Source organism: Streptomyces sp. NBC_01304, assembly GCF_035975855.1.
In the GTDB taxonomy this organism is placed as follows: domain Bacteria; phylum Actinomycetota; class Actinomycetes; order Streptomycetales; family Streptomycetaceae; genus Streptomyces.
On the sequence record NZ_CP109055.1, the window covers coordinates 5,346,324 to 5,358,434 of the forward strand.

8 protein-coding genes and 1 pseudogene are annotated in these 12,111 nt (G+C 71.3%); 7 read left to right on the forward strand and 2 right to left on the reverse strand.

The window, feature by feature from the left end:
• The first annotated feature begins 4 nt into the window (after window positions 1-4).
• A complete protein-coding gene (locus OG430_RS23605) occupies window positions 5-985 on the forward strand; it encodes a sigma-70 family RNA polymerase sigma factor (protein WP_327354567.1) in 981 nt (326 codons plus the stop codon).
• 108 nt (window positions 986-1,093) lie between these two features.
• Here OG430_RS23605 and OG430_RS23610 read toward each other — a convergent pair whose 3' ends face one another.
• Window positions 1,094-1,984 carry a LysR family transcriptional regulator gene (locus tag OG430_RS23610; RefSeq protein ID WP_327354568.1) on the reverse strand — a complete coding sequence of 297 codons (891 nt, stop codon included), beginning with the start codon at window positions 1,982-1,984 and terminating at the stop codon, window positions 1,094-1,096.
• Window positions 1,985-2,123: 139 nt separating this feature from the next.
• Between OG430_RS23610 and OG430_RS23615 the strand changes: the two genes are divergently transcribed.
• The 5 genes and pseudogenes from OG430_RS23615 to OG430_RS23635 all read left to right on the forward strand — a co-directional run.
• Window positions 2,124-2,951: an oxidoreductase gene (locus OG430_RS23615; RefSeq protein WP_327354569.1), complete on the forward strand. Its 828-nt coding sequence runs from the start codon at window positions 2,124-2,126 to the stop codon at window positions 2,949-2,951.
• A gap of 102 nt (window positions 2,952-3,053) precedes the next feature.
• A complete protein-coding gene (locus tag OG430_RS23620; protein ID WP_327354570.1) occupies window positions 3,054-3,761 on the forward strand; it encodes a DUF6585 family protein in 708 nt (235 codons plus the stop codon).
• 10 nt (window positions 3,762-3,771) lie between these two features.
• On the forward strand, window positions 3,772-6,372 hold the full coding sequence (locus OG430_RS23625) for a bifunctional serine/threonine protein kinase/MFS transporter (protein ID WP_327354571.1): 2,601 nt from the start codon (window positions 3,772-3,774) through the stop codon (window positions 6,370-6,372).
• A 67-nt stretch (window positions 6,373-6,439) separates the two neighbouring features.
• Entirely contained in the window at window positions 6,440-8,467 is a 2,028-nt protein-coding gene (locus tag OG430_RS23630) for a serine/threonine-protein kinase (RefSeq protein WP_327354572.1), read from the forward strand.
• Between the two features lie 9 nt (window positions 8,468-8,476).
• Window positions 8,477-9,508 (forward strand): annotated as a pseudogene (locus OG430_RS23635) (serine/threonine-protein kinase); the annotation flags it as partial.
• Between the two features lie 212 nt (window positions 9,509-9,720).
• Here the strand turns inward: OG430_RS23635 and OG430_RS23640 are convergent.
• Window positions 9,721-11,004 carry an adenylosuccinate synthase gene (locus OG430_RS23640; RefSeq protein WP_327354573.1) on the reverse strand — a complete coding sequence of 428 codons (1,284 nt, stop codon included), beginning with the start codon at window positions 11,002-11,004 and terminating at the stop codon, window positions 9,721-9,723.
• A gap of 221 nt (window positions 11,005-11,225) precedes the next feature.
• On the opposite strand from OG430_RS23640, the gene OG430_RS23645 reads away from it, so the two are divergent.
• The gene (locus OG430_RS23645) at window positions 11,226-12,044 is read left to right on the forward strand and encodes a diacylglycerol kinase (RefSeq protein ID WP_327359196.1); all 819 of its coding nucleotides are present in this window, start codon (window positions 11,226-11,228) and stop codon (window positions 12,042-12,044) included.
• Window positions 12,045-12,111: the final 67 nt, after the last annotated feature.

Below are 12,111 nucleotides of genomic sequence, written 5' to 3' on the forward strand. Positions count from 1 at the left end.
AGCAATGGCCGACCCCGTGGCGCACGACCAGGATGAGCGGGACGAGCGGGACGAGCGGGACGAGCGGGACGAGCGGGACGACGAAGCCCTCGCCCGCGCCTTCCAGGAGCACCGGAGCCATCTGCGCTCGGTGGCCTATCGCATGCTCGGCTCGCTGAGCGAGGCGGACGACGCGATCCAGGAGGCCTGGTTCAAGGTCGACCGGGCCGACTCGTCCCAAGTCGCCAACCTGGGCGGCTGGTTCACCACGATCGTGGGCCGGGTCTGCCTCGACATGCTGCGCACCCGCAAGACGCGCCGCGAGGCCCCGCTCGAAGGTCCGGACGGGCAGGTCCACGTGCCCGACCCGATCGTCGGCCGGGTCGAGGTGATCGATCCCGAGCACGAGGTGATGCTCGCGGACTCGGTGGGCCTCGCGCTGCTGGTCGTCCTCGAAACCCTCGCGCCGGCCGAGCGGCTGACCTTCGTGCTGCACGACATGTTCGGTGTCTCCTTCGAAGACGTCGCGGTGATCGTCGACCGCAATCCGGCGGCCGCACGGAAGCTCGCGAGCCGGGCGCGCTCGCGTGTCCAGGGCGCTGCCCCCGCCCCCGACACGGACCTCGTCCGCAAGCGGGCCATCGTCGATGCCTGGCTGGCGGCGTCGCAGAACGGGGACTTCGAGGCGCTGGTCTCGATGCTCGATCCGGATGTGGTGCTGCGGGCCGACGGCGGAGTGGGGCTTGCGGGGGTGTCCAAGCTGATTCGGGGTGCGCAGGCGGTGGTCGAGCAGGCTCTTCTGTTCGCGCGCTATGCGCAGTTCGGGCAGGTGGTGCTGATCAACGGGGCTGCGGGCCTGGTCACCGCGCCGGACGGGAAGGCCTTCTCCCTCACGGAGTTCACGATCCGGGACGGGGTGATCGTGGAGATCAACATCCTGGCGGATCCGGATCGGTTGGCGGGGCTTCGGCTACCAGATTTCACCCCACCCCACCCCTTCCCGTAATTCTGCGAAGCCTTCCGCCCTTCGGGCGGTGTCCTCAAACGCCGGACGGGCTGATTCATGCCGGCGGCAGCCTTAAGGGGACGGGGCGGGGAGGGGCATAGAGAGACATCAGCCCGACACGGCCTGCGCGGCCCGCACATACCCAGCCACCAGCCCGCGACGGTCCTCAGCCCGCCAGGCCAGGGCGAGTTGGCTCGGAGAGACCCCGCTGACGGGGACCGTCACCACACCATCGCGTGCGAGCAGCGGCGCGTTGCCCGAGGCGAGCAGGCACACCCCCCGGCCGTCGATCAGCGCCTCGTACGTCTCGTCGATGTTGGCGATCTCCGCCCCGATACGCGGAAGCCTGCCGTCGCGGGCGTCGAGCGCCAGCCAGTAGTCGCGCAGCGAGCCCGCACTGCGCGGCAGCGCGAGGAACGGCTCGTCGAGGAGGTCGGCGAACTCCACCACCTCCCGCCCCGCCAGCGCATGCGAGGACGGCAGCGCGACCATCCTGGGCTCCGTCGCGACCACCACCCACCGGTACCGCGAGGCGTCCGGTACCGGCAGCCACATGAAGGCCACATCGCAGGCCCCCTCCGCGAGGCCCGCGGTCGCGTCCTGCCAGCCGAACTGGCGCAGGCGCACCTCCGCGTCCGGGTGTTCCGCCGTGAAACGGGACCGGATCGCGGGCAGCAGCCCGCCCCGCCCCGGACTCGTGCTCATCCCCACGGTCAGCGTGGCCCGCTGCCCTGCCTTCGCGCGCTCCAGGGCGCCTTCGGCCGCCTCCCACTCATCAAGCACCCGCCGCGCGTGCGGCAGCAGTGCCTCCCCGGCCGGCGTGAGCCGCACTCCTTGCCGGTCGCGCTCGAAGAGGGGTGCGCCCAACTGCCGTTCCAGGGAGCGGATCTGCTTGCTCAGGGCGGGCTGGGACACATACAGCCGCTCTGCCGCCCGCGTGAAGTGGAGCTCGTCGGCGACCGTCGTGAAGTAGCGGAGGTCCCGCCCGTGTACGTCCATAACCTCTGGTTATCACGCCAGGTCTTGGACGGCCAGAGGCAACCGCGGGCAGGCTGATGCCACAAGCACCGAGACGAACGAGTGAATGAGTCACAGACGAGTACGTCTCAACGGTCCATAGGCAAAACGGGAGTTGGCAATGAACAAGGTATGGCTGATCACCGGCGCGAACAGCGGCTTCGGCCGGGCCTTCGCCGAGGCGGCGGTCGGCGCGGGCGACGTGGTCGTCGCGGCGGCCCGCCGCACGGGCTCTCTCGACGATCTGGTCGCCGCCCATCCCGGCCAGGTCGAGGCCGTCGCCCTCGACGTGACGGACACCGCCGCGATCGACCGCGTGGTCGCGGACGTCGCCGAGCGGCACGGCCGTATCGACGTACTGGTGAACAACGCGGGCCGTACGCACGTCGGTTCGGTCGAGGAGACCGGGGACGACGAACTGCGCTCGCTCTTCGACGTGCACGTCTTCGGCCCCGCCGCGCTGACCCGCGCCGTCCTGCCGCACATGCGGGCCCGCCGCTCGGGCGCGATCGTGCAGCTGAGCAGTGTGGGCGGGCAGTTGTCGTTCGCCGGGTTCGGGGGCTACAGCGCCACGAAGTTCGCGCTGGAGGGCCTGTCGGAGGCGCTGGCCGACGAGGTCCGGCCGCTGGGCATCAAGGTGCTGATCGTCGAGCCGGGCGCGTTCCGTACGAGCCTGTTCGGCAACCACAGCGCCAGCACGAGCGAGATCGCCGACTACGCGGACACGGTGGGCGCGACCCGCACGATGGTCGAGTCCGGCGACGGCACCCAGGCGGGCGACCCTGCGAAGGCCGCGGCCGCGGTCCTTGCGGCGCTGGACGCGGCGGAGACCCCGCTGCGACTGGCCCTCGGCGACGACTCGATCGACGCGATCGGGGCCCATCTGGAGCAGGTCCGGGGCGACTTGGCGACCTGGGAGAAGGTCGGGCGGGACACGAAGATCGCCTAGGGCTCACTCCCCTCAGCCCCTGGAAGTAACCGGAACCCCTCGCCACTCTTGGATAGTTGTCCTACCTTAGAGTCGACGTTGCCTAATCCGGGGGATGACCACATGGCCAAGGACGAGATCGAGCACATCCGCAAGGAGCAGCCGTCCGCAGCGGCCGCCGCACTCGCCGCCCAACGCGGCCTGGGCGCCTGGGGGGACACGCTCGCGACGAAGCAGGGCTTCGGGTGGAAGAAGTCGCGGGACTGCAGGCTGTACTTCTTCACGGGCGGCCTGGTCGTGGCCGGGCGGGACGGCTACATGGGCGCGTACGACTGGGGGACCGTGCGCGCCCTGCAGTACCGCCGCACCATCAACGGCGGTGCCGCGGAGGCCTGCTCGACTCTGATCGACCCGGCGGGGAACGCCCTGACCATAGGGTTCGGCAGGCCTCCCCTGTTCAAGGCGGAAAAGACGGCTCTCGGCATCACCTCGGTGGTGAACGGCCCCGGGTTCCTCTACCCGTACATGTGGGGCGACCACATCCAGGAGCGCATCACCCAGGCCCAGCTGGCGTCGACGCTCACGCGCATCCAGCAGGGCGAGTCGGTGAACTTCGGCCCCTACACGGTCAACCGGGGCGGCGTCGCGGACAAGAAGTACTCGTCCACCTGGCCGGAGATCATCGAAATCGGCTTCCAATCCGGCACCTTCATGTTCAACGGCCACCAGCGGAGGTCGACGGCCCCGGAGATGGCGAAAGCGTACGTGATACCCAACCTCGACCTCTTCGTGAAGCTCTGCCACCACCTGAGCCCCAACGTGAAGGGCTGACCCAGCCACCGTGGAACAGCTGACGGGGCAGGACCCCACACACATCGGCCCCTACCGCCTGATCGCCCGCCTCGGCGAGGGCGGCATGGGACTGGTCTATCTGGGCCGGTCCGATCTCGGACGTACGGTCGCGGTGAAGGTCGTCCAGGCCGAGCACGCCCAACACCCCGAATTCCGCAGGCGGTTCACCCGCGAGGTCGCCGCCGCCCGGCGGGTGGGCGGCGACTGGACGGCCGCCGTCCTCGACGCGGACACCGAGGCTGCCGTGCCCTGGGTGGCGACCCAGTACATCCCCGGCCCCGACCTCACCACCGTGGTCGGCAAGGACTTCGGCCCGCTCCCCGAGGACTCGGTCCACGTCCTCGCCAACCGCCTGGCCATAGCGCTCCGAGCGGTGCACGAGGCGGGCCTGATCCACCGCGACCTCAAGCCCTCGAACGTCCTGGTGACGGTCGACGGCCCGCGCGTCATCGACTTCGGCATCGCCCGCGCCCTGGACAGCATCGGCGCCGACAGCCTCCTGACCCGCACCGGCATGCTGATCGGCTCCCCCGGCTTCATGTCGCCGGAGCAGGTCCGCGGCCATGAACTCACCCCGGCGAACGACATGTTCTGCCTGGGCGCCGTCCTCGTCTACGCCGCCACCGGCCGCCTCCTCTTCGGCGCCACGGACACGGGCCTCAACGCGCACCTGTTCCGCATCGCCGAGGAGGAGCCCGACCTCACCGGCGTACCGGAATCGCTCCTCGATCTCGTACGCGCCTGCCTCAGCAAAGATCCGACGCAGCGGCCCACTCCGGCCGAGGTGATCGAGCGCACGGTGACGGACCGGGCGGAGGAGTGGCTGCCGGGGTCCGTCCTTGCCCAACTCGGCCGCAAGGCGGCGGAGTTGCTGGACTTCGCGCCGGAGCAGCGGGGCCCGCAGCCGGACCCGCGAGCTCGGACCGGGCAGCCGGTCGCCCCGCCCGAGCCGACCTCGTACCCCTTGGCACCGTCCACTCCCCCACCCGCGTACGCCGCCGGGAACCCGTACGCCCAGAACCCGTACGCGCCGACGACGCCGGCGGGCTTCAGTCCCGCACCGGGATACGGGCCGCCGGGCGTCCCGATGCCCGGCGTCTGGCCTCCCGTGCCCAGGCCCTCCGACGGCAGCCCGCACGGCAGGCGCTGGTGGGCGCTGGCGATGGCGACGCTCGCGCAACTGGTGGTGCTGCTCGACGCGTCGAGCTCGTCCGTACTGCTGCACGACATCCTCGCCGACACGCAGTTCGACAGCCTCGGCGTGCGGTGGCTGCTCACCGGCCATGCCCTCGCCTTCGGCGCGCTGTTGCTCGTCGGCGGGCATCTCGCGGACCTAGTCGGCCGCAAGACGACGCTGCTCATCGGCCTGAGCGGTTTCGCGGTGGCCACAGCGGTCCGCGCCGCGGCCGGCAGTGCCGAGCCGATGATCTGGGGCCACATCCTGCAGGGCGTCTTCGCGGCCCTGGTGGCATCGGCGTCCCTGGCCCTGGTGGGCGCCAACGTCACCGAGCCCGGCGAACGCCGGAAGGCCTACGGGATCTACGCCCTGGTCGGTGTCGGGGGTTCCGCGCTCAGCCTGTTCCTCGCGGTGCCGCTCGCCCAGGCCATGACGTGGCGCGCCGTCATGTACGTCACCGTCGCGCTCGCCCTCATCGCCATCATCGGCACGGCCGCCCTGGTCCGCGACCAGCCGGGCCGCACGCCGGCCCGCTTCGACGCACTGGGCGCGCTGCTGGGCACACTCGGGGTCGGGGCCCTCGTCTACGGCCTCCACCGGATAGTCGGCTCGGCAACTCACACCATCGACGGGGACTTGATGCCCGACTGGGGAACTCCTGCAGTGCTCTTCCCCCTCGCCTGCGGCATCATCATGATGACGGTCTTCTTCTGGCGCCAGTCGAGGTCAGCGGACAGCATCCTGCCACCGTACGAGACCGGGAACCGGAACCGTCTGGGCGCGATGCTCGCCCTGCTCTTCACCGGGCTCGCCCTGGCGATCGTGGTGCCGCTGCTCGGCGAGTTCCTGATGTCCGTCGGGGGCGGCCTCGCGCTCGCGGCCTTCGTGGCGATGACCGGCTTCTTCCTCCTCGGCTCCCTGGTCACCGCCCGGCTGCTGCCCCGCGTCGGGCCCGGCGCCATGCTGGTGCCGGGGCTGCTGGTCGCGGCCGTCGGTGTGCTGCTGATCCAGCTGGCCATGGAGTCCGCCTCCGGCGCCTTCCCCAGCATGATCTGCCTCAGCCTCGGCCTGGGCATGGCCGGCACGGTCCTCTACTCGACCGCCACCGACGGCACCGCCCCGCACGACTCCGGCGGCCGGGCCGGCCTGGTCGTCGCGCACCAGGCGGTGGGCGCTTCACTCGGTCTGGCCTTGTTCGGCACGGCGGGCGGGTGGGTCGAGCTGAGGGCCGACGACCCCGCGTTCCTGTACCAGTCGGCCGGCGGCCTGCTGGTCGCGGCGCTGGTCGGAGGGCTGCTGATCCGCGGGCAGGGCTCGGCGGGCGGTCTTGCGCCGGGCGCTCCCGACTGGTCCGCGGCCACTCGCACGATGCAGGGCGGTAGCCCCGGCGGCCCGACCTTCCGTTCGCCCTGAGCCGGGGGGATGATCGTGCTCCACCAACTCACCCTGTATTCCCGGGCGTTCGGATAGCGAGATTTCTGTGGACCAGCTGATCACCGAAGACCCGACGCGCATAGGTCCCTACCGCCTGATCGCCCGCCTGGGCGAGGGCGGCATGGGCCGTGTCTACCTGGCCCGCTCCGAAGGCGGGCGGACCGTCGCGGTCAAGGTCATCCAGGCCGACTTCGCCCAACACCCCGAGTTCCGCGCCCGGTTCGCCCGCGAGGTGGGCGCGGCGCGGCGGGTGGGCGGGGCCTGGACGGCGGGTGTGCTCGACGCGGACACGGACGCGGCGACGCCCTGGGTCGTCACGCAGTACGTTCCCGGGCCGGACCTGCACACCGTCGTCGCCGAGCAGCACGGGCCGCTGCCCGAGCACTCGGTCCGGGTCCTCGCCAACCGCCTCGCGCTCGCCCTGGAGGCCATTCACCAGGTGGGCCTGGTCCACCGCGACCTCAAGCCGTCCAACGTCCTCGTCACCGTCGACGGCCCGCGCGTCATCGACTTCGGCATCGCACGCGCCCTGGACAGCATCACCGGGGACAGCCTCCTGACCCGCACCGGCATGCTGATCGGCTCCCCCGGCTTCATGTCGCCGGAGCAGGTGCGCGGCCTCGAAGTCACCGCCGCGTCCGACGTGTTCTGCCTGGGCTCGGTCCTCGCGTACGCGGCCACCGGGCGCCAGCCCTTCGGGGCGACCGGCAACGGGCTGCACGCGCAGCTGTTCCGGGTCGCCGAGGAGGAACCGGACCTGGACGGGGTGCCGGAGGCGCTGCTCGGGCTCGTACGCGCATGCCTGGAGAAGGACCCGGCCCGGCGCCCCACGCCCGAACAGATCGCCGCCCGCACCACCACGGAAGGCGCCGGCGAATGGCTGCCGGGCAGGCTGCTCGGCCAACTGGGGCGACACGCTGCCCAGTTGCTGGACTTCGACCCACTACGACCGCACACGGCCGTCGTGCCCGCCCCGGCCTCCACCCCGAAACCGGAACCGGAACCAACCCCGGAACCGACCCCGGAACCGACCCCACCGCCGACCCGGACCGCGCCCCTACCCTCACCCGCTCAAGCGCCCGCCACGCCTCCGCAGGTCGCGCTTGCCTCTGCGCCTACCGTCGGGCCCGGATACGACGGGCCGACGCGCACGCCCACGCGCACACCCGCACCCACACCAAGTCCGGCGCCGAACCGACTCCGTCGCCGGGCCGACATGGCCGGGGCAGCCGTCGTCGCCGCCCTCATCGCCGCCGGAGCGGGACTGCTCGCGCTCAGTCCGTGGCAGGACGACAACAAGGGCTCAGGGGACAACACCCCCGCGCTGAGCGCTCCGCGTGCGTTCCACGGGTCCTGGGAGGCGGTCGTCGACCGCAAGGACGGGCTCACGCTCCAGGGGGTGACCGCGCGACTGGTGATCAACAAGAGGAACGTCGAGTACGCCGTGCTGAACGAGGAACGGCTGTGTGTCTGGGACAGCACCATCACTGCGGTGCAGGCCGACTCGATCACACTCGGCAACAGCAAGCTGAAGAGTGCGAGCCCCAAGTCCGAGTCGGGGCGCTGCGAGGAGAGCACGGGCACACTCACCTCCGGCACGGGTGGAGCGCTCGCGTGGTCGGACGCGGCGGACCCGGAATCGGCCCCGGGCTCGACATACGGCCCTGTCATGTTCGACAAGGCGTCGGCGGCCGCGAGGAGCCCGCTGGCCAAGGCCTATCGGGGCTCCTGGAACGGCCGAGGCGAGGACGGCACGTACCGCTTCGAGTTCACACTCGGCGAAGGGGCCACCAAGCGCGGCGTGCGTTTCGTGACCACCGGCAAGGACGGTGCCGGCACCGTGCGCAAATGCGTCTACACGGCCCAGGCGTTCTCCCAGGAGTGGTCCCTGCTGCGCACCCCGCCCGCCGAACTCGTCGACAGCAAGTCGCCGACGGGCTGCGCGCAGTACGCGCCCACACTGAGCTTCCAGGCAGTCGAGGGCGACGACGGGCGGGAGCTCTCGTTCCGGCCCGTCGCCGGCGAGACCGCGCCCACGATGGACGCCCTGCACTGGAAGGCGAATTTGGACTAGCTTCTTCCCGTGGACCAGCTGATCGCCGAAGACCCGACGCACATAGGCCCCTACCGCCTCATCGCCCGCCTCGGCGCGGGCGGCATGGGCCTGGTCTATCTGGGCCGTTCGGATGTCGGCCGGACCGTCGCGGTCAAGGTCGTGCAGGCCGAGTACGCCAAGGACCCCGAGTTCCGGCGGCGGTTCGCGCACGAGGTCGCGGCCGCGCGGCGGGTGGGCGGGGCGTGGACGGCGGCCGTGCTCGACGCCGACACCGAGGCGCGGGTGCCCTGGGTCGCGACGCAGTACGTCGCCGGACCTTCGCTGTATGACGTGGTGGCGCGGGACTTCGGGCCGCTGCCGGAGGATTCGGTACGTTCCCTCGCGGGCGGTCTGGCGCGGGCGTTGAGCGACATCCATGCGGCGCGACTGATCCACCGCGACCTCAAGCCGCAGAACGTCCTGGTGACGGTGGACGGGCCGCGCGTCATCGACTTCGGCATCGCGCGGGCCCTGGAGACCCTGGCCGAGGGCGCGTTGACGCGCACGGGCGCGGTGATCGGGTCGCCCGGCTTCATGTCGCCGGAGCAGGTGCGGGGGCAGCGGCTCACCCCTGCCTCCGACATCTTCTGCCTGGGCTCGGTCCTCGCGTACGCCGCCACCGGACGCTCCCCCTTCGGGACCGTGGACAGCGGGCTGCACGCGCTGATGTTCCGGGTGGCGGAGGAGGAGCCCGACCTCGTCGGCGTCCCGGAGTCCCTCCTCGGGCTCGTACAACAGTGTCTGCGGAAGGATCCGGCACACCGGCCCGCCCTGCAGGACGTCGTCGCCCGCACCGGCACGGACCCCGACGAACCGTGGCTGCCCGGCAAAGTGCTCAGTCAACTGGGGCGCAAGTCCGCGCAGTTGCTGGACTTCGCCCCGGTCGCGGCACCACAGCCGCACCCGCCGACGGTCGCCGACCCGGCACCGGCCCCCGCGCCGGTTCGCGCCTGGCAGGCGCCCACACAGCCGGCTTCGCCGCCGCCCGCCCCGCGCCGGACGCCCGCCAACCCGGCCACCAGATCCCGGCGCGCACTCCGAGGCAACGCCCGCCTGGTCGTCATGTTCGTGGTCACCGCCGTCGTGATCCTCGTACTGCGAGCCATCATCGGGTGAGCGACTGATCCCCCACCACCGCGAACGGGGTCCGCCCCGGCCACCGGATCACCGGCGACCGGGGCGGACCCCGTCAACGTACGAGCTGCTGACCTGCAAGAACGCTAACCGGCGCCCTAGATGAACGAGTTGATCTCGATCGTCTCGGTCCGGCCGGGGCCGACGCCGATCGCCGAGATCGGCGCGCCCGACATCTCCTCCAGGGCCTTCACGTACGCCTGCGCGTTCTTCGGCAGGTCCGCGAAGGTCTGAGCCTTGGTGATGTCCTCGGACCAGCCCGGCAGGTACTCGTAGATCGGCTTCGCGTGGTGGAAGTCGCTCTGGGAGTACGGGAGTTCCTCGACGCGCTTGCCGTCGATCTCGTACGCGACGCAGACCGGGATCTGCTCCCAGCCGGTGAGCACGTCGAGCTTGGTGAGGAAGAAGTCCGTCAGGCCGTTCACGCGGGTCGCGTAGCGGGCGATCACGGCGTCGAACCAACCACAGCGGCGGTCACGGCCGGTGGTGACACCGCGCTCGCCACCGATGCGGCGCAGCGCCTCGCCGTCCTCGTCGAAGAGCTCCGTCGGGAACGGGCCCGCGCCCACACGCGTCGTGTAGGCCTTCAGGATGCCGATCACGCGCGTGATCTTCGTCGGGCCGACGCCGGCGCCCGTGCAGGCGCCGCCCGCGGTCGGGTTCGACGAGGTGACGAAGGGGTACGTGCCGTGGTCGACGTCGAGCAGCGTGCCCTGGCCGCCCTCGAAGAGGACGACCTTGCCCTCGTCGATGGCGTTGTTCAGGATCAGCGTCGTGTCGGCGACGAAGGGACGGATCGCCTCCGCGTGCTGGAGCATCTCCTCGATGATCGGGCCCGACTCGATGGCGCGGCGGTTGAAGACCTTGGCGAGCAGCTGGTTCTTGCCCTCCAGGGCCGCCTCGACCTTCTGCTCCAGGATCGACTCGTCGTAGAGGTCCTGGACGCGGATGCCGGTCCGGTTGATCTTGTCGGCGTACGTCGGGCCGATGCCACGGCCCGTCGTCCCGATCTTGCGCTTCCCGAGGAAGCGTTCCGTCACCTTGTCGAGCGTGACGTTGTACGGCGTGATGAGGTGAGCGTTTCCGCTGATCAGGAGCTTCGACGTGTCGACGCCGCGCTCGTTCAGCCCGCTCAGCTCGGAGAGCAGGACCGCCGGGTCGACAACGACACCGTTCCCGATGACCGGGGTACACCCCGGGGAAAGAATTCCGGAGGGGAGAAGGTGCAGTGCGTACTTCTGGTCGCCTACGACAACCGTGTGGCCGGCGTTGTTGCCGCCCTGATAGCGCACTACATAGTCAACGGAGCCACCGAGCAGGTCGGTGGCCTTTCCCTTGCCTTCGTCACCCCACTGAGCACCGAGCAGCACAAGTGCGGGCACAGGCGTACACCCCTTCCGGGTGGGGCATGTCCAAGGTCAGGGGCGTACGCGGATACGTACACCCGGCGGTCCTCGTCGACCGCCCCTGTCGGACCGGTGCCCCGGCATAGACGAAGCCCCTGGCGCAATAGCGCAAGGGGCTCTTGCACAAAGATGCTACCCGAGGAAGGACCGAGGTGTCGGCTCCAGAGCCCGCCGCCCTCTCTGCAGAGGCGCTGCTGATGGTGATCGACCCATCCGCCCGCCGCAGTGACGGGGAGTCCGTGAGGATCGCCAAGGACGTGCTGTGCGCCGGGGCCGCGGTCCGGGTCTGTCTGCCCGAGGGGCCCGAGGAATTCGCGCGGGCACTGGCCCGCAGGGGGTCGCGGCGGCCGGTGGTGGTGGGTGACGACCGGGCCCTGCTGCGGGCGGTGTCCGCGCTGCACCGCGAGCGCGATCTCGGGACCTCCGTCCTGTCTTTCGTGCCGGTCGGCCCTTCGTCGGCCCTCGCGCAGCGGTTCGGGGTTCCGGCGGGGGCGGTGGCGGCCGCGCGGACGGTCCTTGACGGGGCGCCGCGCAGGCTCGATCTGCTGGTCGACGACAGCGACGGGGTGGTGCTCGGCGGGCTGCGGATTCCGGCGTTGCCGCAAGCGGCGCCCGTGGCGGCCGAGCGGCCCTCGGGCGAGGCGTGGTGGGGCGCGCCGCTGCGCACCTGTCAGTCGCTGGTACGCACCCTCGTACGGCCCGCTGTCTCCGATGCCGCTCCCGGGCCGCGGCCGGCGCGGCTGCGGGTGGAGGCGGACGGGGTGACGCTCGTCGATCTGGACCAGGTGGTCGAGGCGGTGTCGGTGACGGCGGTGCGGGGTGGGTTCGCTCGGGTGGAGGTGCGGCCTTCGTCGGTGGGAGCGGATGTGGCGCCTCTGCAGGCGCGGGCGCGGACCGTGACGGTGTCGGGGCCGGACTTTCGGTATCGGGCGGATGCGGTGACCGGGGGGCCGGTGCGGACTCGGACCTGGACCGTGCGGTCCGGGGCTTGGGCGCTCACGTTGCCTCGGGGCTAGGCGGGTCGAGGTCGCGGGGGCGCTGCCCCCGGGCCCCCGGTCCTGGCCGGACGGGCTTTCTTTTTCC